Here is a 26,762-nt window from a genome sequence, read left to right as displayed (position 1 = left end):
CGACGTTTTCGCGGCTTTGCGCCGAGTTTTGCTCAATATCCTTGCGCGCGGGGTCGCGGCGTCCCCTCGCCGAAGGCGTCCACGGCCGCCAGCCACGCGGCCCCCAGCACCCCATCGGAGCTGGTCAGCACCTCGAGACCGGCCAGCTGGCGGCGCACGAGCTCGCCGACCGGGCTCGCTCCGGTGAGCACGGAGCCGACGAGCACGACCGGAGTCGACTCGCCGGGCTCGCGCGCCGCGAGGGCGTTCTCGGCCAGGTGCCCGGCCGCGCGGGCGACGATCTCCCGGGCCGCCGGCTCGCCCGCGTCGTGCGCCGCGCTCACCAGCGGGGCGAACCGGGCGAGCCGGACCGGAGCCTCCGCGTTCGCCGCCGTGATCAACGCCCGGGACGCGGCCAGCCGCCCGGCGTCGTCACGGACGTCCACTGCGGACAGTCCGAGGGCGGCGGCGAGCACCGCCGACGGGAGCCCGTCGAGCGGCCGGCCGCGCCCCAGTGCCTCCAAAGTGGAGCGGACGGCCTCGCGGCCGAGCCAGAACGCCGACCCCTCGTCGCCGAGCAGCCAGCCGTAGCCACCGGTCGTGGCGGCCAGCCGCCGATTCCGGATCCGGCCCACGATCGAGCCGGTGCCGGCGACGACGACCGTCCCGTCCGGGGCGGGCGTCGCCGACGCGTACGCGACTTCGGCGTCGGCGACCGTCCGGACGGCACACGTGAGACCGATTCGCGTCCAGGCCGCTTCGAAGACCGCCGCCACGCCCGGGTCGCTCAGCTTGCTGACCCCGGCCATGCCGACGACGCACGCGCGGACGGCGCCGGGGTCGTGCGCGCCGAGCGCCGCGGTGATCGCGCCGGCGATCCGGCCCGCGGCGGCCTCGGGCGCGTGCGCGTTCGGGTTGGCTCCTTCGCTGCGCCCGGTGCCCAGCACCGCGCCCGCGGCGTCGACCAGTGCGGCCCTGGTCGACGTCCCGCCGGCGTCGACGCCGATCGCGAAGCTCACCTCGTCTTGGTCACCTTCAGCAGGCCACGCGGGCTGTCCGGGTCGCCGCCGCGGGCCAGCGACAGGCCGAGCGCGATCCGCTGGATCGGCAGGATCTCCAGGATCGGCGCCAGCTCCTCGACCGTCGGGGCGACGTCGATGCGCAGCGCCGCGGGCACCTCGGCGGCGGCCGAACCGACCGCGAGGACGTCCGCGCCGCGCTTGCCGACGGCCTCGAGGACCTCGTGCATCGCGCGGCCGCCGTGCCCGGCGCTGGTCACCGCGAGCACCGCGGTCTCGCCGTCCACCGCCGCGACCGGACCGTGCAGCAGGTCCGCGCCGCTGTACGCGCGGGCGGCGAGGTAACTGGTCTCGGCGAGCTTGAGCGACCCCTCGAGCGCGCTGGCGTAGGAGTAGCCGCGGCCGGTGGTGAGGACGCGGTCCACGAAGCGGTACCGGTCGACCGCGCGCTGCACGCCCTCGGCGGCGCCGTCGAGGGTCTGCTGCGCCAGCTCGCCGATCTTCTCGGCGTCGGCCGCCTTGCCGCCGCGCACCGCGTCGATCAGCAGGTACAGCGCCATCAGCGTCGCGGAGTACGTCTTGGTGGCCGCGACGGCCTTCTCGACGCCCGCGCCGATGTCGACGCCGAGCTCCGACGCCGCCCGCAGCGGCGAGTCCGGCGTGTTGGTGACCGAGACCGTCAGCGCGCCCTGGCGCCGCGCCGTTTCGGTGACCTCGATCAGGTCGGGCGAGCCGCCGCTCTGGCTGACCGTGACGAACAGCACGTCCCGCAGATCGGGCCGGGCGCCGTACAGGGTCGCCGTGGACGGGGAAACCAGGCCGGCCGGAAGGCCGAGCAGTACCTCGATCAGGTACTTCGCGTACAACGCTGCGTGGTCGCTCGATCCACGCGCGGCGAGCAACGCGAACCGCGGAGGGTGTTGTGAGATCTTTTCCGCCACTTCGGCGATTTCCGCCTGACGCGCCACCAGTCCGGCCAGGACCTCCGGCTGCTGGGCGATCTCCGCGGCCATGTGCGCGCCGGGCCGTTCTTCCGTCATCATTTTCCTCTCCACCTCCGGCATTATGTACCGGACTCAGGCGGCGTCGGTCAGGTCTAGACCAATGTTATAGGGGCGGCGCGTTTGGGGAAAAGGGTACGTTTCTTACGGGGACGTGGCGTGCGATGAGGGAAGACATAGGGAGCCGGGCATGTTGGAGACCACCACCACGGGCGAGGCGGGCGCCGTCGCCGGGATGCGCGGACAGCGCGAGCCCAAGTACTGGGCGCTGAAACAGCACCTCCTCGACCTCCTGGACGTGCTGCCGCCGGGGTCGCCGATCCCGACCGAACGCGCGCTCGCCGGGGAGTTCACGGTCTCCCGCACCACCGTGCGCCAGGCGCTGGCCGACCTGACCGCCGAGGGGCGCCTGCACCGCGTGCAGGGCAAAGGCACCTTCGCGGCCGAACCGAAGCTCGCCCAGCGGCTCCAGCTGTCCTCCTACACCGAGGACATGCGCAAGCAGGGCCTGAAGCCGTCGTCGAAATTGTTGGAAGTCGAGGAAATGCCGGTCGAGGGCGACCTCGCGAAGCTGCTCGGCATCCGGACCGGCGCGAAAATCCTCCGCCTTCGACGACTTCGACTGGCGGACTCGCAGCCGATGGCGCTCGAGACCACACACCTGCCGCTCGGCCGCTTCCGCGGGCTGCGCAAGCACGTCTCGGCCGGCGGTTCGTTGTACGCCGTTCTACGCGAGCACTACGGCGTCGAACTCGAACGCGCGGAAGAAACGATCGAGACGTCACTGGCGGGGCCGCAGGAAGCGGAGATGCTCGGGGCGGACGTCGGCATGCCGGTGCTGATGCTGACCCGGCACTCGTTCGCCACGGACGGCAAGCCGGTCGAGTTCGCCCGCTCGGTCTACCGCGGCGACCGCTACAAGTTCGTGACGACGCTGCTGCCGTAACCGGCGCGGTTGACGGGGGTCCCCGGTCACGTGAAGGTGGCCGGGTGACTGCCACCGAAGACACCGGGATCCGCTGGGGCACCGGTGCCGCCCGCGGCCTGCTGGCCACCACGATCCTCGGTTCGGGCATGGCGATGCTCGACGGCACGATCGTCAACGTCGCCCTGCCCCGCATCGGCGCCGAACTCAACGCGTCCGTCGCGGGGCTCCAGTGGATCCTCGACGGCTACATGCTGGCCCTCGCCGCGCTCATCCTCGTCGCCGGTTCGCTGGGCGACCGGTACGGCCGGCGCCGGATGTACCTCGTCGGCGTGGTCTGGTTCGGCGTCGCGTCCGGGCTGTGCGCCGCGGCGACGTCCACCGAGATGCTCGTCGCGACGCGGATCCTGCAGGGCATCGGCGGCGCCCTCCTGACGCCCGGGTCGCTCGCGATCCTGCAGGCCTCCTTCGCGCACGACGCCCGCGCCCGCGCGATCGGCGCCTGGTCCGGCCTCGGCGGCATCGCGGCCGCCGCCGGGCCGCTGCTCGGCGGCTTTCTCGTGCAGGTCTGGTCGTGGCGGCTGGCGTTCCTCATCAACGTGCCGATCGCGGTCGCGGTGGTGCTGATGGCGCGGAAGTTCGTCCCCGAATCCCGTGACCCGGACGCCACCGGCCACCCGGACTTCGGCGCCGCCGCCCTCGGCGCCCTCGGCCTCGCCGGGATCACCGGCGCGCTGGTGGAGGCGCCCGCCCGCGGCATCGGCGACCCGCTCGTGCTGGGGGCGGGCCTGCTGGGGATCGCCGGGCTGGCCGCGTTCGTCGTCGTCCAGCACCGCTCGCACGAGCCGCTCGTGCCGCCGTCGCTGTTCGGCGACCGCACGTTCACCCTCTCGAACGCGTTGACGTTCGTCGTCTACGCCGCGCTCGGCGGCGTGATGATGCTGCTGGTCATGCAGCTGCAGGTCTCGCTCGGCTACTCGCCGACCGCGTCCGGGCTGGCCGGGCTGCCGCTGACGGTGATCATGCTGCTGCTCTCGGGCCGGTCCGGCGCGCTCGCGCAGCGCATCGGGCCGCGGACGCAGCTGGTGGTCGGCCCGATCGTCGTCGGCGTCGGGATGCTGCTGATGCTGCGCATCGCGCCCGGCGCGTCCTACCTCGGCGCGGTGCTCCCCGCGGTGGTCGTGTTCGGGCTCGGCCTGGCGACGGTGGTGGCCCCGGTGACCGCGACGGTGCTCGCCGCGGCCCCGGACCGCTACGCCGGGGTGGCGTCGGGCGTCAACAACGCCATCGCCCGCTCCGGCGGGCTGCTGGCGGTGGCGGTGCTGCCGGCGGCGGCCGGGCTGACCGGCGAGGCGTACGCGGACCCGGTCGCGCTGACGGCGGGCTGGCGGACGGCGCTGGTCATCTGCGCGGCCCTGGCGATCGCGGGCGGGCTGATCGCGCTGGGCATCCACAACGGCGTCCTCGCGCCACCGTCGTCGTCTTCGGAGGTCAAGCCGGACGGCGAGTGCCCCCACCTGGGCGAGTGCTACCACTGCGGCGTGGAGGGCCCGCCGACGCACATCCGCGGCGGCCGGGCCCCCGTCGCCGGGTCCTAACCTGCCAAGATCTCGGCGAACATCGCCGGGTCGGCGTTGCCGCCCGAGACGAGCGCGACCGTCTTGCCTGCCGGGAGCTCGTCGCCGTGGAAGAGGTACGCCGCCGTCGTGACCGCGCCGCTGGGCTCGGCGACCAGCCGGGCCTTGCGGGCGAGGACGCGGACCGCCTCGCGGATCTCGTCCTCGGACACCGTCACCATCCCGTCCACGACCTCGCGCAAATGGGCGAACGTCAGTTCCGACGGCTGCGAGCGCAGGCCGTCGGCGATCGTGCGGGCGCGGTCGGCCTGCGGCCACCGGACCAGCTCGTCCCGCCGGAGGCTGTCGGCGACGTCGGCGGCCACCGCGGGCTCGACGCCGATCACGCGCGCCCGCGGGCAGCGGGCCCTGATCGCCGTGCCGACCCCGGCCGCCAGCCCGCCGCCGCTGATCGGCACGAGCACCACCTCGACGTCCGGCAGGTCCTCGGCGATCTCCAGGCCGGCGGTGCCCTGCCCGGCGATGATGGCCGCGTGGTCGAACGGCGGGACGAGGGTCAGCCCGCGTTCGACGGCCAGTTCGCGCGCTTTGCCCTCGTGTTCGCCGATGGGCACCTCGATGACCTCGGCGCCGTACGAGCGGGTGGCCTCGACCTTGATCCGCGGCGCGACGTCCGGCACGACGATCACCGCGGGCACGCCGTACCGCTGCGCGGCATACGCGACGGCCTGCGCGTGGTTGCCGCTCGAGTAGGCGATGACGCCACGGGCGCGGGCCGCGTCGTCGAGGGTGGCGATGGCGTTGAACGCGCCGCGCACCTTGAACGCCCCGACCGGTTGCAGGTTTTCGGGTTTGAGCCACAGGGTTCCGCGGGGATCCCACGTCTGGAGCAGCAGGGGCGTGCGCACGGCGACATCTTCGACACGCTTCGCGGCGGCCTCGACGTCAGAGATCGTCACCAGTTCCATGTGCCGAGTATGTCAAGAAAACGTTCGGGATGGAGTGTCTATTATGGACAGACAGAGTGGTCCTCCTCACGCCGTGGCAACGAGGGGAGTGCCTCACGCGCCTTAGACGTTGGACAGGGGAGAACACTGACTACCTAGATCGGGATCATGAGCGAGGAGAAAGTAGCGGCTTCGGAGGAGAAGGAAGAGAAGTCGGGCCTGCGGATCGCGCAGGTGCTGGCGGCGGCGCTGGCGGCGGTGACCGCGGCGCTGCTCGGCTCGACACTGGGTGTGGCGGGCACGGTGGTGGGCGCCGGCGTGGCGAGTGTGGTGTCGACGGTCGGCAGCGAGCTGTACCTGCGCTCGCTGCAGCGCACCCGCGAGGCGGCGCTCAAGGCGCGCCAGCTGGCGACGTCGGGGATCCGGCGGCGCGGGCCGGCGCCGGCCGACCTCACCGACCAGCCGACGGTCCAGCTGAAACCGCCGGAGGAAGAGCCGTCCCGGCTGTCCGCGCGGCTGCGGAAGCTGCGCTGGCCGTTGATCATCGGCACGAGCGTGGCGGCGTTCGCGGTGGCGATCCTGTCGATCGTCGGCTTCGAGTCGGCGACGGGGACCCAGATCGGCGGCGGGACGGGCTCGAGCATCGGCAAGATCTTCACCGGCGGCTCCGGCCACCAGGACAAGACCCCGGTGACGACGCCGGCGCCGAGCACGGACGACACGCAGGTGTCCCCGACGGAGACGACAACGACTCCGACGGACACCACGAACCCGCCGACGACGTCGTCCGAGACCCCGTCGACCACCCCGGGCACGACGACCGAGCAGCCGTCGACCTCGGCCCCGGCCACCACGGCGACCCCGCCGACCAGCAAGGGCGCGGCGACGACGCCGACCCCGTGACTCAGGGCAGCGCGGCCCGCAGTGCGCGGGCCGCGGCCTCGGGGTCCTCGGCCTCGGTGATCGCCCGGACGACCACGATCCGCGACGCGCCCGCCTCGAGCACCGAAGGCAGCCGGTCGCCGTCGATGCCGCCGATGGCGAACCACGGCCGCTCCGGAGCCCAGGCCGCCGTGTCGCGGACCAGGTCCAGGCCCGGTGCCGGCCGGCCCGGCTTGGTCGGTGTCGGCCAGCAGGGGCCTGTGCAGAAGTAGTCCACGCCGGGCTCCGCGGCCGCCGCGAGGGCCTGGTCGAGCGAGTGCGTCGACCGGCCGATCACCACGTCGTCACCCAGGACGCGGCGGGCCAGCGGCACCGGGATGTCGTCCTGGCCCAGGTGCAGCACGTCGGCGCCGACCGCCAGCGCCACGTCGGCGCGGTCGTTCACCGACAGCAGCGCCCCGTGCCGGGCGCACGCCTCCGCCAGCACCTCCAGCGCGGCGATCTCGCCGGCCGCCTCCAGGGCGCCGGTCTTGTCGCGCAGCTGGATGATGTCGACGCCGCCCGCGAGGGCCGCGTCGGCGAAGGCAGCCAAGTCGCCGCGGGAAGTGCGGGCGTCCGTGCAGAGGTAAAGGCGCGCCGCGTCGAGGCGGGCGCGGATCTTGTCACCGGAGAGGGCGGGCATAGCGGCGACCGTACCTCGCGCGTTAGGGTGAGGGTGTCCGCACGGGAGCCCGAGGCACGGGCTGAGAGGGAGCTGCCGCTCCGACCGTGGAACCTGATCCGGGTCATGCCGGCGCAGGGAGCGTGATTCCATGACGAACCTGGCAGTGGTGGGCGGCGGCGTGATCGGCCTGTCCACGGCGTGGCGTGCCGCACGCACCGGTCGAAAAGTCACCCTGTACGACCCCGAACCCGCGCGCGGCGGGGCGTCCTGGCTGGCCGGCGGCATGCTCGCCCCGGTCACCGAGGCCTGGCCGGGCGAGGAGGACGTCCTCCGCCTCGGCGAAGAGTCGCTGAGACGCTGGCCGGACTTCGCCCGTGACCTGCGGAAAGAGGGCTTTGACCCCGGTCTGGCCGAGCATGGCACGCTCGTCGTCGCCTTCGACAGTGCCGACGCCGGGCACCTCGAAATTCTCGCCCGCCACCTCGGCGAAATGGGCCGCACGGCCGAGCGGCTCACCGGCCGGGAAGCCAAGCGGCTCGAACCCGGCCTCGGATCCGTCCGAAGTGGACTGCACGTCCCCGGCGACCTGGCCGTGGACAACCGGAAACTCCTGCAAGCCCTGTACGCCGCCTGTGTGCACCACCATGTCCGGTTCCGGCAAGAGCGCGTCGAAGAACTCCCGGACGCCGAAGCCGTCGTGCTCGCCGCGGGCGCCTGGACCGGGCAGCTGCACCCCCGGCTCGCCGGCGCCGTCCGCCCGCTCAAGGGCGAGATCCTGCGGCTCAAGCCCCGCCACGGCTGCCTGCCACCGCCTGCGCACACCGTCCGGGCCGTCGTCGAAGGCCGCCCGATCTACCTCGTCCCGCGGGGCGACTCCGAGCTCGTCCTCGGCGCCACCCAGTACGAGGCCGGGTTCGACCGGGCCGTCACCGCCCGCGGCGTGCGCGAGCTGCTCGAAGGCGCCGAACGCGTCTTCCCCGCGATCACCGAGTACGAGCTGACCGAGACCGCCGCCGGCCTGCGGGCCGGCAGCCGGGACGCGCTGCCGTACCTGGGTGTCCTGGACGACGGTGTCTTCGCCGCGACCGGGCACCACCGCAACGGCCTGCTGATGGCCCCGGTGACCGCGGACGCCGTGGTCGCCTGGCTCGAGGGGGAGGCGCCGCCGGCAGGCACCGAAGCCGCGTCCCCCGCCCGCCTGCACCTGAAGGAGCACGAGTGATGGAGATCAAGCTCAACGGCGAGTGGACGGCGTTCCCGGACGGCGCCACCGTCGCCGACGTCCTCGACGCGACCGGCGGGCAGCGGCCCGGCATCGCCGTCGCGGTCGACGGGGTCGTCGTCCGCCGCGCCGACTGGGCCACCACCGCCGTGCCCAAGGGGGCGGTCCTCGACGTGCTCACCGCGGTCCAGGGAGGCTGAAATGGACGAAGAACCACTGGTCATCGGCACGACCAAGCTGACGTCCCGGCTGATCATCGGCACCGGTGGCGCGGCCAACCTCGCCGTGCTGGAACGCGCGCTCGTCGCGTCCGGCACCGAGCTGACCACGGTCGCCATGCGCCGCGCCGACGCCGAAGGCGGCTCGGGTGTCCTCGAACTCCTGACGAGGCTCGGCATCGAGCTGCTGCCGAACACCGCGGGCTGCCGGACGGCGGCCGAAGCCGTGCTCACCGCGCAGCTCGCCCGCGAGGCGCTGGAAACCGACCTGATCAAGCTCGAGGTGCACGCCGACGACCGGACGCTGCTCCCGGACCCGATCGAGACCCTCGACGCCGCCGAACGGCTGGCTGCCGACGGGTTCACCGTGTTCGCCTACACGAACGACGACCCGGTGCTCGCGCTGCGCCTGGAGGAGGCCGGCTGCGCCGCGGTGATGCCGCTGGGCGCGCCGATCGGCACCGGCCTCGGCATCCGGAATCCGCACAACATCGAGCTGATCGTTTCGCGGGCGGGCGTCCCGGTGATCCTGGACGCCGGAATCGGCACGGCGTCCGATGCGACGCTGGCGATGGAGCTCGGGTGCGACGCCGTCCTGCTGTCCACGGCGGTCACCCGGGCGGCGGATCCCGAGCGGATGGCGTCGGCGATGCGTTCCGCCGTCGTCGCCGGTCACCTGGCCCGGGGCGCGGGGCGGGTGCCGCAACGCTTCTGGGCGCAGGCTTCGAGTCCACCTCGGTGAACTGCTGCTTTCGGGGGTTCCGGGTGGCGGAGCCCCCGGCCCGGGGCGGAGCCCCGGTATGACGCTGCGGCTTCACGCCGAGCGTGACCTGGAACCCGTAAGGTGGACGGCACTTTCCGGCGCATCCGCGGCCGGGCAGCGCAGAAGGAGCCAGCCGTGACCACATCGGTTCAGGACACCTCGGGCAGGTTGTACCTCGCCGTCGGCAGGCTGTCGCGGTCCCTGCGCCAGGCCGGCGTACCCGGGCCGGGCCACGGTGCCATCTCGGCGCTGGCGACGCTGGTGCACGCGGGCCAGCTTCGGCTCGGTGACCTCGCCGCCAAGGAGGGCGTGGCCGCGGCGACGATGTCGCGGATCATCGCGTCCCTGGTCGAGGCGGGGTACGTCAGCCGCGAGTCCGACCCGGTCGACCGCCGGGCGTGGCTGGCGAAGGCGACCGAAGAGGGCGAGCGGCTCGTCTCCGGCGTCCGGTCGACCCGGGTCCAGGAGCTCAACCGCCGTCTCGACCGGCTCTCGCCCGAGCACCGCGAAGCCCTGACGGCGGCGATCCCGGCGCTCGAAGCCCTGATCGCGGACGACTAAGCCGCTCGCTGCCGCAGTTCGGCCAGCTCCGCGCGCAGGGCGCGGAGTTCGTCGAGGATTTCCTGGTTCGCGGCCGCCTGCGCTTCGGCCTGCTTCGCCTCTTCCTCGCGGATGTCCTGACGCAGCTCGTCCTCCATGCCGCTGACCACCACGGCGATGAAGAGGTTCAGCACCGCGAAGCTGGACACCAGGATGTAGACGACGAAGAAGATCCAGGCCAGCGGCGCCTGTTCCATGATGGTCTTCGCGATGTCCGGCCACGCCTCGCCGGTCATCACCTGGAACAGGGTGAACAGCGACGTGCCGAGGTCGCCGAAGTCGCCGGGGTCGATGGTGCCGAACAGCTTGGTCGCCATCACGCCGGCCACGAAGATGATCAGCGCGAGCAGCGCGGCGATCGACGCCATGCCGGGGATCGCGGCGAGCAGGCCGGAGACGACCTTGCGCATCGACGGCACGACGGAGATCAGCCGCAGCACCCGGAGCACGCGCAGCGACCGCAGGACCGCGAACGGCCCGGTCGCCGGGATCACCGCGATGCCGACGACCAGCAGGTCGAAGACGTTCCAGTTGTCGCGGAAGAAGCTGCCGCGGTAGGCGTAGAACTTGGCCAGCAGCTCGGCGACGAAGATGCCCAGCGCGAGGTGGTCGAGGACGTGCAGGAGGCCGCTGTAGCCGTCCATGATCGACGTCGACGTCTCCATGCCGAGGGTGACGGCGTTGAAGACGATCACCGCGATGATGAAGTTCTGGAAGCGGCGGCCCTCGAGGACCTTCGCCACCCGCTCGCGCCCGGTCAAGGGCACCCCCTGCGTGGTTCAAGGAAAAGTAAGCGCAGGAATGGTAGCCGGGTGGTCGCTCAGCGCTCCTCGGGCGCCAGCCGCCAGAAAGCCGACACCGGACCGACCTTCGCGCCCATCGGGTACGCGTGCTCGACCGCGTGCGAGACGAACCACTTGCCGTAGCGCGCGGCCTCGACCACGGACATCCCCTTGGCCAGGCCCGCGGTGAGCGCCGATGCCATCGTGTCGCCCGCGCCGTGCGTGTGCGGCGTCGGGTAGCGCCGGCCCGGCAGCTCCACGAACGTCGAGCCGTCGAAGAGCAGGTCCACGCACTCGGGGTCGGTCTGCAGGTGACCGCTCTTGACCAGGACGTACCGCGGGCCCATCCGGTGCAGCACCACGGCCGCGGTGTGCATGCCCTCGCGGTCGGTCACGGTCATCCCGGTGAGCAGCCGGACCTCGTCGAGGTTCGGGGTCAGTACCGTGGCGCGCGGGAGCAGCTCGTCGCGCAGCGCCACGAGCCCGGCTTCGTCGAACAGCGGGTGGCCGTGCATCGACGCCGCCACCGGGTCCACGACGAACGGGATCTTCGCGTCCCGCCCGATTTCGGCGTGGTCACAGGCCGCGGCGACGGCGTGGATGATCTCGGCCGAGGCCAGCATGCCGGTCTTCGCCGCGCCGACGCCCATGTCCGCCGCCACCGCCTCGATCTGCCCGGCCACGATGTGCGGCGGCAGGTCGGCGCGGTCGTGCACGCCCAGGGTGTTCTGCACGGTGACGGCGGTGACCGCGACCAGGCCGTGCACGCCGCAGGTCAGGAACGTCCGCAGATCCGCCTGCAGCCCGGCGGCGCCGCCGGAGTCCGACCCGGCGATGGTCAACGCGGTCGGCAGGCTCGTCGTCATGGTGGTTTCCCGACTTCTGGTCTAGGCCGATCAGCCTCTTTTGCTTCATCAACAGTCAACCACGGTGAGACATTGTGAACGTTACTCACGTTCGAAGGAGCCTGGATGAAGCTCTTCTCGGTGGCAATCCTCACGGCGGCACTCACGCTCTCGGGGGCGACCGCGGCCGACGCCGACAGTCCCAAGCTGTCCCACGTCACCACCGTCGGCGTGCACAACACGTACGACCCGGCGGCCTACGGCTACCTCGCCCAGGCGCTCGACGCCGGGTCGTCGCTGATCGAGCTGGACGTCTGGCCGGACTTCTTCACCCACGAATGGAAGGTCAGCCACTCGAACCCGTTGGGGAACCAGAACAACTGCGTCGCGGCCACCTCGGCGGCGCAGCTGTACTCGGGCGGGAAGAACAAGAACCTGGAGTACTGCCTCGACGACATCCGGATCTGGCTGGCCGCCCACCCGGGCCACACGCCGATCACGCTCAAGCTCGAGATGAAGACGGGCTTCTCGGACAACACCGGCATGGGCCCGGACGAGCTGGACGCCACGTTCCGGGCGCACCTCGGCAGCGTCGCCTTCCGCCCGGCCGAGCTGCTCGGCGGCTACGCGACGCTCGACGACGCCGCCAAAGCGGACAACTGGCCGTCCGTGGACGCCTTGCGGGGCCGGGTGATCACCGAGATCATCCCGGGCACGGTCGAGGAGCAGAACCCGACCGACACGCTGAAGACCGACGTCGAGTACGCGCGCTACCTCGTCGGCCTCAAGAACGCGGGCAAGCTGGGCGACGCGAACATCTTCCCCACCGTGCACGGCGCGGCCGGCGGTGACCCGCGGGACAGGTACACCGCCGACCTCAAGCCGTGGTTCGTGGTGTTCGACGGCGACGCGAACGCGTGGGTGACGCAGACCGGGCCGTGGTGGTACGACGCCAGCCACTACTACCTCGTGATGACCGACGCGCAGAACGTCGCGCCGGCCATCGACGGCCACAACCCGACGGTCGACCAGGCCAACCAGCGCGTCGCCGACCTGGCGAAGCAGCACGCGTCGGTGGTCACCGCGGACTGGACCGGGCTCACGACGGTGCTGCCCCAGGTGCTCGCCCGCGGTTAGACGGTCAGCACGAGCTTGCCGGACACGCGCCCGGATTCGCCCAGCTCGTGCGCCTTGGCGGCGTCCTCCAGCGGGAAGGTCTGCTCGACGCGGACCTTCAGCTGACCGGCCTCGATCAGTCCGACGAGGCCGGTCAGCCCGCCGCGGTCGGGTTCGACGAGGATCCGCCTCGTGCGCACGTTCCTGGCCCCGGCCGCTTTCTCGACCCGGTCGCCGACCCCGCTGGGCACCCCGATCAGCAGGCCGCCCTCCTTGATCGCGGGCAGCCAGCGCAGGTCGCTCTCCTCGCCGACGAGTCCGAAGTAGACGTCCACATCGGACGCGGTGGCTTCGGCTTCGTGGTAGTCGATCGGCTCGTCGACGCCGAGCTCGCGCAGGAATTCGTGCTTGCCCGCGCTGGCCGTGCCGATGACGTGCGCGCCGCGGGCCTTGGCGATCTGCACGGCGAGGTGGCCGACCCCGCCCGCGGCGGCGTCGACGAACACGCGTTGTCCCTCGTGGACGTTCGCGACGTCGACCAGGCCCTGCCACGCGGTCAGCCCGGCGAGGGGCAGGGCGGCGGCCTCGGCGAACGACAGCCCGGCCGGCTTGCGCACGAAGTGGCGCGAGGGCGCGGTGACGTACTCGGCGTAGGCGTTGGCCGGCCGCGGGAACCACGGCATGCCGAGGACTTCGTCGCCCTCCTGGACACCGGTCGCGCCGAAACCGGCCTGCTCGACGACGCCGGCGACGTCCCAGCCGACGGTGAACGGCGGCTCGCCGAGGAACCCGCCGCCGCGCCGCACCTTCCAGTCGACCGGGTTGATCCCGGCGGCCCGCACCCGCACCAGGACCTCCGTGGGCCCGGGTTCGGGGCGCGGCGCCTCGGTGACGCGGAGCACCTCCGGCCCGCCGAGGGCCTGCTGGGTCACGATGCGCATTGCTTCACTCCTTCTGCTTCGGGGTCGCCTCCATCTTCGGATCCTTGGTCACTTTTTGCCAGAAGGCACTAGTTGGTACAGTAGGTACCTGATGGAAACCACCTGTGACCAGGGCGGACCCTGGGATGTGTACCTGCGCAACTGCCCGTGCCGGGACGTGCTGGACCTGCTGGCCAACAAGTGGACGGCCCTGGTCTTGGGCGCGCTGGCCCGCGGCCCGCACCGCTTCGGCGAGCTGCGCCGCGCGGTCGACGGCATCAGCCAGAAGATGCTGACGCAGAACCTGCGCCAGCTGGAGCGCGACGGCTTCGTGACGCGCACGGTCTACCCGACGACACCGCCGACGGTGGAGTACGCGCTGACGGAGATGGGCGCCGAGGCCGGGGCACACCTGATCGCGCTGAGCAACTGGTCGCAGGCCAACTTCGGCCGCATCCGCTCGGCCCGCGAGCAGTACGACGGCCGCGAGCTCCAACCGGTCCGTTAGCAGGTCTGCCGCGGCTGGTCGTGAGTGAGAAGGCGGGTTCTAACCCTCTTTACCACTCACGAGGGTCCGAGCGCCCAGAACGGGGAGACCGGGCCGACCCCGGCACCCAGCGGGTAGGCCTCCGCCACGCAGCGCTCGATGAACTTCTTGCCCGCCGCCACGGCGTCCGGCACCGAAGCGCCCTTCGCCAGCGACGCCGTGATCGCCGACGCCAGCGTGTCGCCGCCGCCGTGGGTGTTCTCGGTCTCGTACCGGGGACCGCTGAGCGAGATGTACTCGCGGCCGTCCGAGAGCAGGTCCACGCAGTCCGCGGTGCCCGTCATGTGGCCGCCCTTCACCAGGACCCACCGGGAGCCGAACTCCAGCAGCGCCTCGGCCGCGGCGCACTGGGAAGCCGCGTCCACCACCGAAACCCCGGTCAGCAACCGGACTTCGTCGAGGTTCGGCGTGATCAGCGTCGCGCGGGGGAACAGCTCGGTGCGGATCGCCTCCAGGGCGTCCTCGCGCAGCAGCGCGTCGCCCGTCATCGAGGCCGCGACCGGGTCGACCACGAACGGGCCGACCTCGACCTCGTCCAGGGTTTTCGCGACCGCGCGGATGATCTCCGCCGTCGCCAGCATGCCCGTCTTCGCGGCGTTGACGCCCATGTCCGAGGCCACCGCCTTGATCTGCGCGGTGACGACGTCGGCGGGGATTTCGGTGAAACCCTGCACGCCGAGGGAGTTCTGCACGGTGACCGCCGTCAGCGCGACCAGGCCGTGCACCCCGTTGGCGAAGAACGTCCGCAGGTCGGCCTGGATGCCCGCACCACCGCCGGAGTCCGATCCGGCGATGGTGAGGGCGGTCTTCGGTGTCACGGCTGGACCACCGGCAGGTAGACCTGGCCGCCGGACTCGGTGAACTCCGCCGACTTCGAAGCCATGCCGGCCTCGATCGCCTCCACAGTGGACAAACCGTGTTCCTCCGCGTACTTGCGGACGTCCTGCGTGATCCGCATCGAGCAGAACTTCGGGCCGCACATCGAGCAGAAGTGCGCGGTCTTGGCCGGCTCGGCGGGCAGCGTCTCGTCGTGGAACGAGCGGGCGGTGTCCGGGTCCAGCGACAGGTTGAACTGGTCGTTCCAGCGGAACTCGAAGCGTGCCTTCGACAGTTCGTCGTCCCACTCCTGGGCGTACTTGTGCCCCTTGGCCAGATCCGCGGCGTGCGCGGCGATCTTGTACGTGATCACGCCGGTCTTGACGTCGTCGCGGTTGGGCAGGCCGAGGTGCTCCTTCGGCGTCACATAGCACAGCATCGCCGTGCCGTACCAGCCGATCTGCGCCGCGCCGATGGCCGAGGTGATGTGGTCGTACGCCGGCGCGATGTCCGTCGCGAGCGGACCGAGGGTGTAGAACGGCGCCTCGCCGCAAAGCTTTTCCTCGAGCTCCACGTTCTCCTTGATCTTGTGCATCGGCACGTGACCGGGGCCTTCGATCATCACCTGGACGTCGTGCGAGCGCGCGATGTGCGTCAGCTCGCCGAGGGTTTCGAGCTCGGCGAACTGGGCGCGGTCGTTGGCGTCCGCAATGGACCCGGGACGCAGGCCGTCGCCGAGGGAGAACGTGACGTCGTACTGGCGGAGGATCTCGCAGAGCTCCTCGAAGTGCGTGTACAAAAAGGACTCCTGGTGGTGCGCCAGGCACCACGCGGCCATGATCGAGCCGCCGCGGCTGACGATGCCGGTGACGCGCCGGGCGGTCAGCGGGATGTAGCGCAGCAGCACGCCGGCGTGCACGGTGACGTAGTCGACACCCTGCTCGCACTGCTCGATGATCGTGTCGCGGTAGACCTCCCACGACAGCTTTTCCGGCTCCCCGTTGACCTTTTCCAGCGCCTGGTAGATCGGCACGGTGCCGACCGGGACCGGCGAGTTGCGGATGATCCACTCCCGCGTCTCGTGGATCCGCTTGCCGGTGGACAGGTCCATGATCGTGTCGGCGCCCCAGCGGGTGGCCCACACCATCTTGTCGACCTCTTCCTCGACCGACGACCACACGGCCGAGTTCCCCATGTTGGCGTTGATCTTCACCAGGAAGTTCTTGCCGATGATCATCGGCTCGGACTCGGGGTGCTTGCGGTTGACCGGGATCACCGCACGGCCGCGGGCCACCTCGTCGCGCACGAACTCCGCCGAAACCCGTTCGCGGGCCGCGATGTATTCCATCTCGCGGGTGATGACGCCCTGTTTGGCCCACCCGAGCTGGGTGTTGTGCTCCCGCCCGTCGGCCCAGCCGGCGCGCAACCGGTGCAGTCCACTGTGGACGTCGATCGACGCGTCGGGATCGGTGTACGGGCCCGAAGTGTCGTAGACGTCGAAGTGTTCGCCGTTCGAGAGGTCGATCCGGCGCGCGGGAACCCGCAGCCCCGATTCGGTCTGGTGGTACACCTTGCGCGAGCCGGTAATCGGACCGGTCGTGACGTTCAGCGCAGCATTGCTTTCCAAAGCCGTCAACGACTTTCACTCCCTACGCCGGCATTACCCGGTCAGGTTCATGCGGTCGGTGACACCGGGAGAACCCCAGTCACCCTCTCAGCCCGCCATGGCGCGAGCTCCCGCGTTGGTGTTGTGCCACCGACCATGCCACGCCGGGGCGCGATACTCAAGTCACCCGGCCAACTCTGCCGGGGTGGCGTAGACGTCGACCATGGCGCCGTTGCGCAGCACGGTGATCGGCAGTGCGGTGCCGATCACTTCCGCGAAGAGCTGCCGCTGGATGCCCTGCGCGTCCGACACGCGGGTGCGTGCGACGGTGAGCACGAGATCGCCCGCCTTGAGACCCGCCCGGTCGGCAGGGCCGCCGGAGACGACTTCGCGCACCCGCAGCCCGGCGTTCTGCCCGGTGCGCTCGGCGACGTCATCCGGCAGCGGCGCGGGCACGCCGACGACGCCGAGGTACGCGCGCCGCACCCGGCCCTCGACGACGAGCGTGTCGATGATCCGCCGGGTCGTCGCGTTGATCGGCACGGCGAGCCCGAGCCCGACCCCGGCGACGGCGGTGTTGACGCCGACGACCCGGCCGGCGGAGTCGGCGAGCGCCCCGCCGGAGTTGCCGGGGTTGAGCGCGGCGTCGGTCTGGATGACGTCCTCGATGACGCGGGTGGTGCGCCCCTGCCGCACCGGCAGGGCCCGCCCGAGCGCGCTGACGACCCCGGCGGTGACCGTCCCGGAGAACCCGAGCGGATTCCCGACGGCGACGACAAGCTGCCCGACGACGAGCCGATCGGCGTCCCCGAGCACGGCGGCCGGCGGCGTCTCGCCGCGCGTGCGCACCACGGCGAGATCGGACAGCGGATCGGCCCCGACGACGTCGAAGGGCACTTCGCTGCCGTCGGCGAAGGTGGCGACCCCGCGCCGGTGGTCGCTGACGACGTGGGCGTTGGTGAGCAGCAGACCGCCGTCGGCGAAGACGACGGCCGAGCCGCTGCCGCGCGCGAGCTGCACCCCGGCGACGTGCGGGGTGACGGTCCTGGCGACCGTGCTGACCGCGCGCGAGTAGGCGTCCATCGCGTCGTCCATGCGCACCTCGATTACACCGTTGCAAGTAATACAAGTCTGCGCCCGGTGGTGCGGGAAGTCCGTTCGCTGTCCGTGAACCGGTTCACCGGACCAGTGACGGTCAGTGGTTCACCGGATCGGACCATGCGCCGGTGAAGGATCGGCGGCAGACTGCCAAGTCGCTTCTGTAACGGTGCAGAAGCGATCTTCTGTGGGGTTGACATGCGAAAACTCATCTTCAGCGCCCTCGCCGGGCTGCTGGTCACCGGCCTGATCCCGGCGACCGCGGCGGCCCAGGGGCCGGCTCCCGGCGCACCCGGCGCCCATCCGAGCTGGCTGCCCGCGAACAAGACCGGGTTCGGCACGGCCCACGACCGGTCGAGCAACGTCTGGTTCACCCTCCAGGGCGGCCGGATGTCCGAGGTCTACTACCCCGACCTGTCGACGCCCAGCGTGCGCTCGCTGGACTTCGTCGTCACGGACGGCCGCAGCTTCGCCGTCACGGACTACTCGGCGAAGTCGCAGCAGGTCCGGCGGACCGACGACGACAGCCTGACCTACGAGCAGACCATCACCGACGACCAGCACCGCTGGCGCCTCCGCAAGACCTACGTCACCGACCCGGCCGCCACGACCGTGCTGGTGGACGTCGACTTCCAGTCGCTGACCGGGCGGCCCTACCAGCTCTACGCGGTCGCTGACCCCGACCTGACCAACGACGGTTCGGACGACTCCGCCGCGCGCGCACGTGACGCCGTCACCGCGCAGGACGCGTCGAACGCGGCCGCCCTCGCCGCGCAGCCCGCGTTCACGCAGACGAGCGTCGGCTACGCGGGCGCGTCCGACGGCAACACCCAGCTCGCGAAGACCTTCAAGCTCGCCACCTACGACACCGCGACCAAGGGCAACGTCGTGCTGACCGGCCGGACGAGCGCCGACGGCCTCCGCACCCGGCACGTCACCCTCGCCCTCGGCATGGGCGCGAAGGCCGCGGACGCGCTTCGCAGCGCCCAGGCGTCGCAGCGACGCGGCGTCCGCGACATCACGCGTGCCTACGACCGCGGCTGGCAGCAGTACCTGCGCGGGGTCGGCAAGCCGCCGTCGTCGCTGAAGACCGACGCCGAGCGCGACCTCTACAAGGCGTCGATGCTGACGCTCGCCGCGAGCGAGGACAAGCACCACCCCGGCGCCTTCATCGCGTCGCCGAGCATGCCGTGGCGGTTCGGGAACAACGACCCGGAGTGGTCGCCGTCCGGCACCTACCACCTGGTCTGGCCGCGTGACCTCTACCAGATCGCCACCGGGCTGGCCGCCGGCGGCGACACGGCCGCCGCGAATCGGGCCGTGACCTACATGTTCGGCACGCAGCAGCAGGCCGACGGGCACATGCCGCAGAACAGCCGGGTCGACGGCGTGCCGTACTGGACGTCGATCCAGCTCGACGAGACCGCGTTCCCGATCGTGCTGGCCCAGCAGCTCGGCCGGAACGACCTGTGGCCCGGCGTCCGCAAGGCCGCCGACTTCATCCTCGGCTACCGGGGTCCGAACGGGCAGGCGTCGCCGTACACCCAGCAGGAGCGCTGGGAGGAGCAGGACGGCTGGTCCCCGTCGACCATCGCCTCGGTGATCGCCGGGCTCGTCTGCGCGGCCGACATCGCTTCGCACAACGGCGCCTCCGCCGACGCGGCCCGGTACCTCGCCGCGGCCGACAAGATGAAGGCCGACCTGCCGAAGCAGACGATCACCACGAACGGGCCGCTGTCGAAGGACCCGTACTTCGTCCGGCTGACGAAGGACGCCGACGCGAACAACGGGACGACGTACAACCTCGGCAACTCGAGCGTGACGATGGACCAGCGCGCGGTCACCGACGCGGGCTTCCTCGACCTCGTCCGGCTCGGCATCTACCGCGCCGACGACCCGGTGATCCGCAACAGCGTGCGCGTGACGGACTCCGACATCGCGTTCACCACGCCGACCGGGCAGTTCTGGCACCGCTACACGAAGGACGGCTACGGCGAGCAGGCCGACGGCTCGCCGTGGGACTACACGTTCCCGGCGGAGAGCCGCACGACGTTCGGCCGGCTGTGGCCGCTGCTCGCCGGCGAGCGCGGCGAGTACGAACTGGCGCTCGGCGACCCGTCGTCGGCCGCGCGGCGGCTGCGTGACCTCGGCCGGGTGAGCAGCTCGGCGGAGACCATGCCGGAGCAGGTCTGGGACGAGAACCCGCCGTCCGGGCAGACCGGCTTTCCGGCCGGCACGCCGAACACGTCGGCGACCCCGCTGGCCTGGACGCACGCCCAGTACGTCCGGCTCGCGCAGGACGTCAAGGCGGGCTCGGTGCTGGAGACGCCGCAGGTGGTCCGCTGCCACTTCCTCGGTTGCTGACCCAGCCCTGCCGCACCGCTCGTGAGTGAGAAACAGTGTTAGAACACTGTTTCTCACTCACGAGGGGGTCAGATGACGGCGCCGTCGTCCTCGGGGGTCTTCGGCGGCAGCCACGAGTTGCCCGGGACGCCCCACTTGTTGTGCTTCAGCATCTTCTTCGCCGCGCGCGCGTGGCGGCCGACCAGGCGGTCGAGGTAGATGTACCCGTCCAGGTGATCGGTTTCGTGCTGCAGGCAGCGCGCGAAGTAGCCGGTGCCCTCCACCTCGATCGGGTTGCCCTCGATGTCGGCGCCGGTCACCTTCGCCCACTTCGCCCGGCCCGTCGGGTACGACTCGCCGGGCGCCGAGAGGCAGCCCTCCCAGTCGTCGTCCGGGTCCGGCATGGTCTCCGGGACCTCCGACGTCTCGAGCTTCGGGTTGACGACGACGCCCTTGTGCCGCACGCCTTCGTCGTCCGGGCAGTCGTAGACGAACACCCGCAGATCGAGGCCGATCTGGTTGGCCGCCAGGCCGACGCCCTCGGCGGCGTACATCGTCTCGAACATGTCGTCCACCAGCGTGCGCAGCTTCTCGTCGAACTCGGTGATCTCGCGAGTCGGCTGGTGCAGCACGGGTTCGCCGGCGATAACGATGGGGTGGATGGTCACGGCGAGCCAGTTTAGTCGGACCCCTCTGGTAGACCTGCATCAGACCGTGACGCGCCGACGTCGATGCCCACGTCGGCGGTGGCTTCCGTGGTTGAATGGCGCCCGCGGAAGAGCTAGGTCTGATTCGCCATGACGCCCGATTGAGAGGGACTCGGATGGACGCCGCGGAGTCGATGGCTGAGCCGCAGCCGTCGCCGCCGAAGCCCGTGCCCGGCCTGACCGAACGCGAGGTGGAGATCCTCGCCTTCGAGCGCCAGTGGTGGCGGCACGCCGGGGCGAAGGAGAACGCCATCCGCGAACGCTTCGACTTGTCTGCGACGCGCTACTACCAGCTGCTCAACAAGCTGCTGGAGAAGCCGGAGGCGATCGAAGCCGACCCGATGCTGGTGAAGCGGCTGCGCAAGACGCGTGCCGCCCGCCAGCGCAAGCGAGGCGCCCGGCGACTGGGGATCGAGCTGAAATGAGTGTCTTTTCGGGAATGTCCCGGCCGATGAAGGCCGCGGGTGTCGCGTTGATCGGCGTGGCCATCATCGCCGCCGTCATCGGCGGGATCACCGCGCTCGGCGGGGGTGACGGGTCGAACGAGGCCGGGCCGAGCGGCACGCCGACGCAGCCGGGCACGTCGTCGACATCGCCGTCGGCCTCGTCGTCGGCTTCTTCTCCGGCGTCGACGTCGAGCTCGGCGAGTCCTTCGTCGCCCACGCCGCCGTCGCCGAGTTCGCCGGCGCCCGGCCAGCCGACGTCGGCCGGCCCCGGTCAGCCTGGTCAGCCCGGCCAGCCGGGCGGCGACCAGCAGGCGTCCAACAAGTGGGTGACCGTCCGGGTGTTCAACAACTCGACGATCAAGGGCTTGGCGGACCGCGCGGCGGAGGACTTCCGCGGTTCCGGCTGGAACGTCAACGAGGTCGGCAACTACTCCCAGGGCATCATCCCGACGACGACGGCGTTCTACCGCCCGGGCACCGACGAGGAAGCGGCGGCCAAGCAGCTCGCCCAGGAGTTCGGCATCAAGGCCGAGCCCCGCTTCGAGGGCATCCAGAGCGCGAGCCCCGGCGTGATCGTCATCGTGACCAAGGAATACCAAGGCGCCCACAAGGGCAGCTGACGGGCTTCTCGCGTGATTGAGCAGGCATCATGCGTGATGGGGCGGGCATCGCGCTGATGCCCGCCCCATCACGTGTCATGCCCCTCTGATCACGCGTGATGCCCCTTCAATCACGCGTGATGCCCCGCTAATCACCGGTCTGGGTCTTCGCGTACGCCTCCAGGGCGGCGAGCTGGGCCGGGTCGAGGCTCGGCCGGACCGTCTTCCGGGCCGTCTCGAGGTGCGCCGCGGTGACTTCGCGGGCTTCCAGCGACTCGCGCATCGCCGTCAACGCCGCTTCGCGGATCAGCGCCGCGCAGTCGGCCGCCGAGTAACCGTCCAGAGTGGACGCCACCGCCGCGAGGTCGACGTCCTCGGCCAGCGGCGTGTTCTTCGAGCTGGCGGCGAGGATCGCCGCGCGGGCCTCGGCGTCCGGCGGCGGCACGTAGACGCGGCGCTCGAGCCGTCCGGGCCGCAGCAGCGCCGGGTCGACCAGCTCCGGCCGGTTCGTCGCGCCCAGGACGACGACTTCGCGCATCGGCTCCACGCCGTCGAGCTCGGTGAGCAGGGCGGCGACCACCCGGTCGGCGACGCCGGAGTCGGACGACTGGCCGCGGCGCGGGGCCAGCGCGTCGATCTCGTCCAGGAAGATCAGCGCGGGCGCGGCCTCGGCGGCCCGGCGGAACAGCTCGCGCACCGCGCGCTCGGACTCGCCGACCCACTTGTCCATCAGTTCGGCGCCCTTGACCGCGAAGACGTTCAGCGCGCCGGTGCCGGCCAGCGCCCGCACGAGGAACGTCTTGCCGCCGCCGGGCGGCCCGTACAGCAGCACCCCGCGCGGCGGTTCGACGCCGAGCCGCGCGAAGGAGTCCGGGTACCGCAGCGGCCAGAGCACGGCCTCGGTGAGCGACTGCTTGACGTCGACCATGTTCCCGACGTCGTCCAGGGTCAGCCCGCCGGTGGCCAGGTTGTCCGAAGTGGACATCGAGACCGGGCGGACGGTGGCCAGCGCGTCCAGCAGGTCCTGCTGCGAGATGCGCGGCTCGTCGGTGTCACGCTGCCGCAGCGCCGCCCGCAACGCCGCGTCCCGGCGCAGGGCGATCAGGTCCGCGGCGACGAAGCCCGGCGTCCGCTCGGCGAGGACGCCGCAGTCGATACCCGCGTCCAGCGGGACGTCGCGGAGCAGGACGTTCAGCAGCTCACGGCGGGTTTTCGCGTCCGGGAGGGCCAAGCCGAGCTCGCGGTCCAGCAGGTCGGCGGCCCGCAGCCGCGGGTCGGCCGATTCGGCACGGGCCGTCGTCGCGACGACGGCGAAGCGTTCGCGTTTCAGGGCGGTCCGCAGTTCCTCCAGCACGACCGTGGCGACCGGCGGGGGAGTCGTCGCCGGCAGCAGCGCGTCGACGTCGGTGAGCAGGAGGACCGAAGGGCCTTCGGCGGTGCGGATGGCGTCGCGCAGGCGCGCCACGGCGACGTTCGGGTCCAGCACGGCGAGGTTCGGCGCGGCCAGCGGGATGATCTTGATGCCGGCGTCGTGGGCCACCGACCGCACGAGCGTCGCCTTGCCGACGCCTTCGGGGCCGGACAGCAGGACGCCGAGGTGGGCGGGCGCGCCCAGCCGGGCCAGCAGCTCGGGCCGGTGGAAGGCGAGGTCGAACCACTCGGCGAGCTTGCGCGCGGCGGCCTCGGCGCCGATCAGGTCGGCCAGCGGGACGGCCGGCTCTTCTTCGGTGACGACCTCGTCCTCGACGACCTCGGCGTCGATCCACTCCTCGGCCGCGGTGACGGCGGAGGAGCGGACCAGCGCGGTCGCCGTCCGGGGCGTGGCGGGCTCGGCGGTTCCCGGCCGCGCGCCGTCTCGCCAGGTGACCACTGTGGACGGTCCGACGGCCACCGTGCCGGCCGGCTCGGTGGCGGTGACGGTGAGCAGCTCGTTCGTCCAGGTCGCGCCGATCGCCCGCGACAGCTGGCCGCGCAGGCCGGCCGGGTCCGACCCCGGCGACGGCGCGAGGTCCTGCGGCAGCAGCGAAACGGCGTCCCCGACGGTCAGCACCTTGCCGATCAGCGCGAGCCGCAGCATGTGCGGGCTGACCGAGACGCTGGCCAGCCGCGACCCGGCGACGGTCACGGTCCTGGCCGCCGCGACGTCGGCCGGCGCGACGACGACCTCGGAGCCCTCGGTGACACCGAGGTTCGACATGGTGACGTCGTCGGTGAGCACCACCCCGGGCACGCCGGTCTCGTCGGCGGGAGCGGCGAGCGCGGCGCTGACCCGCGCCCCGGTGAGGTGAACGGCGTCCCAGGCCCGCAGGCCCAGCGCGTCGAGGACTTCGGGATGCAGCCGGACGACACCGCGGCGCGTGTCCAGCGCCGACGGAGTGTGCCGGACGGTCAGCGTGATCTGGGGGTGGCTCACGCCGTTCACCCTAGCGAGCCGCGCGGGTGATGCCCCGCCAATCACGCATGATGCCCGCCCAATCACCGGAGATGCCCCGCGGAGCACGCGAGATGCTCTGCCGGACCGCGAACTCGCGTGATCAGGAGCGTGTCTCGCGTGCTTGGAGGCGTAACTCGCGTGATTGGGGAGCGATCTCGCGTGATTGGAGGGGCATCACACTACTTGCGGCGGAGGCCTATCTGTCGCCAGGTGCGGCGGCGCTGGCCGTTGTCCGACGTGCTGCGCGGGACTCGGGTCGTTTCGCGGGGGAGGCGGACCGCGCGCATCGCCGCGCCCGCGACGCGGCGGCGCAGCGGACGGCGCAGGCCGAGGCGGCGCGAGGAACGGGCGCGGCGGATCGCGCGGCGCTCGCTCGGCGGGACCGTCCAGGCCTCCGGGTGCGCCGCCAGCCAGCGGTGCCGGTGGATCGAGTACGGGATGTGCGCCAGGTACAGCACCATCGCCGCGAGCAGCGCGACCAGCGGGAACTGGATGATCGCCGCGGCCAGCAGCGCCACGCCCAGCAGCAGCGGCGCGATCGCCTTGGGCGGCGCCTTGACCGTCTTGAGCGACAGCGTCGGGATGCGGCTGATCAGCAGCGCCGCGATGGCGACCGTCCACGCCCACACGACGTACTGCGACGACCACCACCCCTCGCCCCACTGCAGGTACGCCACCAGCGGCAGCATCCCCAGCAGGCCGCCCGCCGGCGCCGGGACGCCGACGAAGAACTCGCTCGCGTACGGCGGCTGCTCGGTGTCGTCGAGCAGCGTGTTGAACCGGGCCAGCCGCAGGATCATGCAGACGGCGAAGATCAGCGACGCCACCCAGCCGATCCGGTCCGCGCCCGTCTGCCAGACGTAGATCACCAGCGCCGGCGCGACGCCGAACGAGATGCCGTCGGACAGCGAGTCCAGCTCCGCGCCCATCTTCGACGTCGCGTCCAGGAGCCGCGCGATCCGGCCGTCCAGGCTGTCGAGCACCGCCGCGATGCCGATCGAAGCGATCGCCATCGCGTAGTTCTTGGTCAGCGCGAACTGCACGGCCGACAGCCCCGCGCACAGCGCCAGCACGGTGATGGCGTTCGGCAGCAGCCGGACGCCCGGGGTGGTCACGCGGACCATCGATCAGCCCTTCGGAAGCGCGGGGAGTTCGGCGATGACCGTCTCGCCGCCGACCGTCCGCTGGCCCTTGCTGACCAGCACCGTCGAGCCCGGCGGCAGGTAGAGGTCGACCCGCGAGCCGAACCGGATGATGCCGTACGTCGACGCGGCGGCGACCTTGTCGCCCTCGCGGATCTCGCAGAGGATGCGGCGCGCGACCAGGCCGGCGATCTGCACGACGACGAGCTCGTGGCCGTCTTCGGTGCGCATCAGCACGGAGTTGCGCTCGTTGTCGTCGCTGGCCTTGTCCAGGTCCGCGGACAGGAACTTGCCGGGCCGGTAGGCGACCCGCTCGATCACGCCGTTCGCCGGCACGCGCTGGACGTGCACGTCGAACACCGAGAGGAACACCGAAACGCGCATCCGCGGCTCGGCGGGCAGGCCGAGCTCGGCGGGCGGGACGGCTTCTTCGATCAGCGACACGAGACCGTCGGCCGAGGCGAGCGCGACGCCGTCACGCGGCGGCGGGACCCGCTTCGGCTCGCGGAAGAACGCGGCCGTCGCCACGGTCGCCAGGGCGCCGACGAGCCCGAGGCGCTTGGAGAACCGGCGTGCGAGCAGGGTCGCGGCGACGCCGCCCGCCACGAACGGGCGACCGGCGGGGTGCATCGGCGGCAGCGTCTCGCGGGCGAGCTGGAGGGCGTGGGCGACGGGGTTGCCGGCGGAATCCGGCCGGGTGCCGCTCATGGTCGGGTCCCCTGGTTTCGTGTCGGAAGAACGGATCGGCGCCGGGGTCCGGCCGCCGCGTACGGGCGCCCCCACGCTACCGCTGCCCCAGGTGAGGGTGTCCGTGCGCCCCTGCCGGACTCCTCCGGGAGGGGGTCACCGCGGTGGGTGGGAATGATCGTCCCGTCGTAACGGAAGGTCGATTTCAGCGATGACTCTCAGTAGTTGCCGCCGTTCGGGGCGCTGCCCGCCTGACCTGTGAGGACCGATGACCGACCGCCGCGATCCCGCCGAAGCCCGGCTTCGCGAGCTCCTGGGCGCGTGGCGCCGGGAGATCGACGACGTGCCGGTGCCGTCGCTGGTCGATCCGATGCGGGCGGTGGACGTCGTCATCGAGGCGATGAAGGCGAAGGAAGGGGGCCGGGTGCATCCGCCCCCCGACGGCGCACGCACCCGGCCACCGGGAGACGCGCGTGACGAAGCAGTCTAGCGTCCGGCGGCCCGTCGATCACGGTTCGTCCGGCAAAAGTTACCAACGGTCACTCGGACGCCGGGCCAGACCGCTCGCGAGCCGCAGGATCGCCAGCAGCACCACCGCGCCGAGGATGGCCACGCCGAAGCTGGGGAAGTCGAAGTCGAACGTCTTCGCCTGGCCGGTCGCGAGCCGGTAGACCACCCCGCCCAAAGCCGCGCCGACGACCCCCACGAGCACGCTGACCAGGCAACCCTGGCGCTGCCGCGTGCGCCCGCCGACGACCAGGTTCGCGACCCAGCCGACGATCGCGCCGAAGATCACCCATGCGACGAAACCCATGGCCGGAGTTTACGCGAGCAGTTGTACAAGCGCCATTGCACAAGAATTCTTGTACAACTACTC

General features: G+C 71.7%; 28 protein-coding genes and 2 riboswitches. Of the genes, 13 read left to right on the top strand and 15 right to left on the bottom strand.

Going from position 1 to position 26,762, the window contains the following annotated elements; translation table 11 throughout:
* Positions 1–32: 32 nt before the first annotated feature.
* Both IE317_RS18885 and IE317_RS18880 read right to left on the bottom strand, forming a co-directional pair.
* Positions 33–998, bottom strand: coding sequence for an N-acetylglucosamine kinase (locus IE317_RS18885; RefSeq protein WP_191311832.1), 966 nt, complete (start codon positions 996–998; stop codon positions 33–35).
* Positions 995–2,041 carry an SIS domain-containing protein gene (locus tag IE317_RS18880; protein WP_191311830.1) on the bottom strand — a complete coding sequence of 349 codons (1,047 nt, stop codon included), beginning with the start codon at positions 2,039–2,041 and terminating at the stop codon, positions 995–997. Before IE317_RS18880 ends, IE317_RS18885 begins: the two co-directional genes overlap by 4 nt.
* A gap of 148 nt (positions 2,042–2,189) precedes the next feature.
* Between IE317_RS18880 and IE317_RS18875 the strand changes: the two genes are divergently transcribed.
* On the top strand, positions 2,190–2,945 hold the full coding sequence (locus tag IE317_RS18875; protein ID WP_086846871.1) for a GntR family transcriptional regulator: 756 nt from the start codon (positions 2,190–2,192) through the stop codon (positions 2,943–2,945).
* 44 nt (positions 2,946–2,989) lie between these two features.
* Positions 2,990–4,522 carry an MFS transporter gene (locus IE317_RS18870; protein ID WP_191311828.1) on the top strand — a complete coding sequence of 511 codons (1,533 nt, stop codon included), beginning with the start codon at positions 2,990–2,992 and terminating at the stop codon, positions 4,520–4,522.
* On the opposite strand, the gene IE317_RS18865 is transcribed toward IE317_RS18870, so the two are convergent.
* On the bottom strand, positions 4,519–5,469 hold the full coding sequence (locus tag IE317_RS18865) for a threonine ammonia-lyase (RefSeq protein WP_191311826.1): 951 nt from the start codon (positions 5,467–5,469) through the stop codon (positions 4,519–4,521). The genes IE317_RS18870 and IE317_RS18865 overlap by 4 nt on opposite strands.
* 147 nt (positions 5,470–5,616) lie before the next feature.
* Here IE317_RS18865 and IE317_RS18860 point away from each other — a divergent pair, with 147 nt between their 5' ends.
* Complete coding sequence (locus IE317_RS18860) at positions 5,617–6,351, top strand: hypothetical protein (RefSeq protein WP_191311824.1); 735 nt, start codon at positions 5,617–5,619, stop codon at positions 6,349–6,351.
* Position 6,352: 1 nt separating this feature from the next.
* Here the strand turns inward: IE317_RS18860 and thiE are convergent, their stop codons facing one another.
* A complete protein-coding gene (gene thiE, locus IE317_RS18855; RefSeq protein WP_191311822.1) occupies positions 6,353–7,012 on the bottom strand; it encodes a thiamine phosphate synthase in 660 nt (219 codons plus the stop codon).
* Between the two features lie 31 nt (positions 7,013–7,043).
* Positions 7,044–7,149: riboswitch (TPP riboswitch) on the top strand.
* On the opposite strand from thiE, the gene thiO reads away from it, so the two are divergent.
* From thiO to IE317_RS18835, 4 genes are all read left to right on the top strand, one after another.
* The gene (gene thiO / locus IE317_RS18850; RefSeq protein ID WP_191311820.1) at positions 7,143–8,216 is read left to right on the top strand and encodes a glycine oxidase ThiO; all 1,074 of its coding nucleotides are present in this window, start codon (positions 7,143–7,145) and stop codon (positions 8,214–8,216) included. It overlaps the preceding riboswitch by 7 nt.
* Entirely contained in the window at positions 8,216–8,416 is a 201-nt protein-coding gene (gene thiS, locus IE317_RS18845) for a sulfur carrier protein ThiS (protein WP_191311818.1), read from the top strand. Before thiO ends, thiS begins: the two co-directional genes overlap by 1 nt.
* 1 nt (position 8,417) lies before the next feature.
* The gene (locus IE317_RS18840; protein ID WP_191311815.1) at positions 8,418–9,176 is read left to right on the top strand and encodes a thiazole synthase; all 759 of its coding nucleotides are present in this window, start codon (positions 8,418–8,420) and stop codon (positions 9,174–9,176) included.
* A gap of 156 nt (positions 9,177–9,332) precedes the next feature.
* Positions 9,333–9,758 (top strand): MarR family winged helix-turn-helix transcriptional regulator, encoded by a 426-nt coding sequence (locus IE317_RS18835; RefSeq protein WP_103351229.1) that lies wholly within the window; start codon positions 9,333–9,335, stop codon positions 9,756–9,758.
* Here the strand turns inward: IE317_RS18835 and IE317_RS18830 are convergent.
* Both IE317_RS18830 and thiD (IE317_RS18825) read right to left on the bottom strand, forming a co-directional pair.
* The gene (locus IE317_RS18830; RefSeq protein ID WP_191311813.1) at positions 9,755–10,558 is read right to left on the bottom strand and encodes an ion transporter; all 804 of its coding nucleotides are present in this window, start codon (positions 10,556–10,558) and stop codon (positions 9,755–9,757) included. The two genes, IE317_RS18835 and IE317_RS18830, sit on opposite strands and share 4 nt — an antisense overlap.
* A 59-nt stretch (positions 10,559–10,617) precedes the next feature.
* Entirely contained in the window at positions 10,618–11,445 is an 828-nt protein-coding gene (thiD, locus tag IE317_RS18825; RefSeq protein WP_191311810.1) for a bifunctional hydroxymethylpyrimidine kinase/phosphomethylpyrimidine kinase, read from the bottom strand.
* Positions 11,446–11,550: 105 nt separating this feature from the next.
* Between thiD (IE317_RS18825) and IE317_RS18820 the strand changes: the two genes are divergently transcribed.
* Positions 11,551–12,561, top strand: a complete 1,011-nt coding sequence (locus tag IE317_RS18820) for a phosphatidylinositol-specific phospholipase C domain-containing protein (RefSeq protein WP_191311808.1) — start codon at positions 11,551–11,553, stop codon at positions 12,559–12,561.
* Here the strand turns inward: IE317_RS18820 and IE317_RS18815 are convergent.
* Positions 12,558–13,481: an NADP-dependent oxidoreductase gene (locus IE317_RS18815; protein WP_191311805.1), complete on the bottom strand. Its 924-nt coding sequence runs from the start codon at positions 13,479–13,481 to the stop codon at positions 12,558–12,560. The two genes, IE317_RS18820 and IE317_RS18815, sit on opposite strands and share 4 nt — an antisense overlap.
* Positions 13,482–13,572: 91 nt before the next feature.
* Between IE317_RS18815 and IE317_RS18810 the strand changes: the two genes are divergently transcribed.
* A complete protein-coding gene (locus IE317_RS18810; RefSeq protein WP_191311802.1) occupies positions 13,573–13,968 on the top strand; it encodes a winged helix-turn-helix transcriptional regulator in 396 nt (131 codons plus the stop codon).
* Between the two features lie 56 nt (positions 13,969–14,024).
* On the opposite strand, the gene thiD (IE317_RS18805) is transcribed toward IE317_RS18810, so the two are convergent.
* The 3 genes from thiD (IE317_RS18805) to IE317_RS18795 all read right to left on the bottom strand — a co-directional run bounded on the left by thiD (IE317_RS18805) (position 14,025) and on the right by IE317_RS18795 (position 17,524).
* Positions 14,025–14,825: a bifunctional hydroxymethylpyrimidine kinase/phosphomethylpyrimidine kinase gene (gene thiD / locus IE317_RS18805; protein ID WP_191311800.1), complete on the bottom strand. Its 801-nt coding sequence runs from the start codon at positions 14,823–14,825 to the stop codon at positions 14,025–14,027.
* A complete protein-coding gene (thiC, locus tag IE317_RS18800) occupies positions 14,822–16,459 on the bottom strand; it encodes a phosphomethylpyrimidine synthase ThiC (RefSeq protein ID WP_191311797.1) in 1,638 nt (545 codons plus the stop codon). Before thiC ends, thiD (IE317_RS18805) begins: the two co-directional genes overlap by 4 nt.
* Positions 16,453–16,574, bottom strand: a riboswitch (TPP riboswitch). Its footprint overlaps the gene before it by 7 nt.
* Before the next feature lie 38 nt (positions 16,575–16,612).
* Complete coding sequence (locus IE317_RS18795) at positions 16,613–17,524, bottom strand: S1C family serine protease (protein ID WP_191311795.1); 912 nt, start codon at positions 17,522–17,524, stop codon at positions 16,613–16,615.
* A 201-nt stretch (positions 17,525–17,725) separates the two neighbouring features.
* On the opposite strand from IE317_RS18795, the gene IE317_RS18790 reads away from it, so the two are divergent.
* Positions 17,726–19,891 (top strand): glycoside hydrolase family 15 protein, encoded by a 2,166-nt coding sequence (locus IE317_RS18790; RefSeq protein ID WP_191311792.1) that lies wholly within the window; start codon positions 17,726–17,728, stop codon positions 19,889–19,891.
* A 68-nt stretch (positions 19,892–19,959) separates the two neighbouring features.
* Here IE317_RS18790 and IE317_RS18785 read toward each other — a convergent pair whose 3' ends face one another.
* Complete coding sequence (locus IE317_RS18785; protein ID WP_191311790.1) at positions 19,960–20,538, bottom strand: peptide deformylase; 579 nt, start codon at positions 20,536–20,538, stop codon at positions 19,960–19,962.
* 155 nt (positions 20,539–20,693) lie between these two features.
* On the opposite strand from IE317_RS18785, the gene IE317_RS18780 reads away from it, so the two are divergent.
* Together IE317_RS18780 and IE317_RS18775 are read left to right on the top strand one after the other, a co-directional pair.
* Positions 20,694–21,002 (top strand): DUF3263 domain-containing protein, encoded by a 309-nt coding sequence (locus IE317_RS18780; protein ID WP_003101701.1) that lies wholly within the window; start codon positions 20,694–20,696, stop codon positions 21,000–21,002.
* A complete protein-coding gene (locus IE317_RS18775) occupies positions 20,999–21,643 on the top strand; it encodes a LytR C-terminal domain-containing protein (protein ID WP_229902785.1) in 645 nt (214 codons plus the stop codon). The genes IE317_RS18780 and IE317_RS18775 overlap by 4 nt, the downstream gene beginning before the upstream one ends.
* Positions 21,644–21,770: 127 nt before the next feature.
* Here the strand turns inward: IE317_RS18775 and IE317_RS18770 are convergent, their stop codons facing one another.
* From IE317_RS18770 to IE317_RS18760, 3 genes are all read right to left on the bottom strand, one after another.
* Positions 21,771–24,035, bottom strand: coding sequence for an AAA family ATPase (locus IE317_RS18770; protein ID WP_191311787.1), 2,265 nt, complete (start codon positions 24,033–24,035; stop codon positions 21,771–21,773).
* 200 nt (positions 24,036–24,235) lie between these two features.
* Positions 24,236–25,180, bottom strand: coding sequence for a CDP-diacylglycerol--serine O-phosphatidyltransferase (gene pssA, locus IE317_RS18765; RefSeq protein WP_191311785.1), 945 nt, complete (start codon positions 25,178–25,180; stop codon positions 24,236–24,238).
* A 3-nt stretch (positions 25,181–25,183) separates the two neighbouring features.
* Positions 25,184–25,906, bottom strand: a complete 723-nt coding sequence (locus IE317_RS18760; RefSeq protein WP_191311782.1) for a phosphatidylserine decarboxylase — start codon at positions 25,904–25,906, stop codon at positions 25,184–25,186.
* 247 nt (positions 25,907–26,153) lie between these two features.
* Here IE317_RS18760 and IE317_RS18755 point away from each other — a divergent pair, with 247 nt between their 5' ends.
* Complete coding sequence (locus IE317_RS18755) at positions 26,154–26,375, top strand: hypothetical protein (protein ID WP_191311780.1); 222 nt, start codon at positions 26,154–26,156, stop codon at positions 26,373–26,375.
* A gap of 39 nt (positions 26,376–26,414) precedes the next feature.
* Here the strand turns inward: IE317_RS18755 and IE317_RS18750 are convergent, their stop codons facing one another.
* Positions 26,415–26,699, bottom strand: coding sequence for a GlsB/YeaQ/YmgE family stress response membrane protein (locus tag IE317_RS18750; protein ID WP_191311778.1), 285 nt, complete (start codon positions 26,697–26,699; stop codon positions 26,415–26,417).
* Positions 26,700–26,762: the final 63 nt, after the last annotated feature.

Origin of the sequence: Amycolatopsis bullii, assembly GCF_014654205.1 — a bacterium.
GTDB classification, from domain to species: Bacteria; Actinomycetota; Actinomycetes; order Mycobacteriales; family Pseudonocardiaceae; genus Amycolatopsis; species Amycolatopsis plumensis.
The sequence above is the reverse complement of the archived record's forward strand: the minus strand, read 5'-3'. Positions and strand labels throughout refer to the sequence as shown.

Coding starts and splice junctions, on each gene's coding strand:
- IE317_RS18820 (WP_191311808.1), top strand. CDS start 11,551: ATGAAGCTCTTCTCGGTGGCAATCCTCACGGCGGCACTCACGCTCTCG.
- thiE (WP_191311822.1), bottom strand. CDS start 7,012: ATGCCCGCCCTCTCCGGTGACAAGATCCGCGCCCGCCTCGACGCGGCG.
- IE317_RS18810 (WP_191311802.1), top strand. CDS start 13,573: ATGGAAACCACCTGTGACCAGGGCGGACCCTGGGATGTGTACCTGCGC.
- IE317_RS18880 (WP_191311830.1), bottom strand. CDS start 2,041: ATGATGACGGAAGAACGGCCCGGCGCGCACATGGCCGCGGAGATCGCC.
- thiS (WP_191311818.1), top strand. CDS start 8,216: ATGGAGATCAAGCTCAACGGCGAGTGGACGGCGTTCCCGGACGGCGCC.
- IE317_RS18790 (WP_191311792.1), top strand. CDS start 17,726: ATGCGAAAACTCATCTTCAGCGCCCTCGCCGGGCTGCTGGTCACCGGC.
- IE317_RS18780 (WP_003101701.1), top strand. CDS start 20,694: ATGGACGCCGCGGAGTCGATGGCTGAGCCGCAGCCGTCGCCGCCGAAG.
- IE317_RS18875 (WP_086846871.1), top strand. CDS start 2,190: ATGTTGGAGACCACCACCACGGGCGAGGCGGGCGCCGTCGCCGGGATG.
- IE317_RS18795 (WP_191311795.1), bottom strand. CDS start 17,524: ATGGACGACGCGATGGACGCCTACTCGCGCGCGGTCAGCACGGTCGCC.
- thiD (WP_191311810.1), bottom strand. CDS start 11,445: ATGACGACGAGCCTGCCGACCGCGTTGACCATCGCCGGGTCGGACTCC.
- IE317_RS18755 (WP_191311780.1), top strand. CDS start 26,154: ATGACCGACCGCCGCGATCCCGCCGAAGCCCGGCTTCGCGAGCTCCTG.
- IE317_RS18840 (WP_191311815.1), top strand. CDS start 8,418: ATGGACGAAGAACCACTGGTCATCGGCACGACCAAGCTGACGTCCCGG.
- IE317_RS18860 (WP_191311824.1), top strand. CDS start 5,617: ATGAGCGAGGAGAAAGTAGCGGCTTCGGAGGAGAAGGAAGAGAAGTCG.
- IE317_RS18775 (WP_229902785.1), top strand. CDS start 20,999: ATGAGTGTCTTTTCGGGAATGTCCCGGCCGATGAAGGCCGCGGGTGTC.
- IE317_RS18865 (WP_191311826.1), bottom strand. CDS start 5,469: ATGGAACTGGTGACGATCTCTGACGTCGAGGCCGCCGCGAAGCGTGTC.
- pssA (WP_191311785.1), bottom strand. CDS start 25,180: ATGGTCCGCGTGACCACCCCGGGCGTCCGGCTGCTGCCGAACGCCATC.
- IE317_RS18760 (WP_191311782.1), bottom strand. CDS start 25,906: ATGAGCGGCACCCGGCCGGATTCCGCCGGCAACCCCGTCGCCCACGCC.
- thiO (WP_191311820.1), top strand. CDS start 7,143: ATGACGAACCTGGCAGTGGTGGGCGGCGGCGTGATCGGCCTGTCCACG.
- IE317_RS18750 (WP_191311778.1), bottom strand. CDS start 26,699: ATGGGTTTCGTCGCATGGGTGATCTTCGGCGCGATCGTCGGCTGGGTC.
- IE317_RS18815 (WP_191311805.1), bottom strand. CDS start 13,481: ATGCGCATCGTGACCCAGCAGGCCCTCGGCGGGCCGGAGGTGCTCCGC.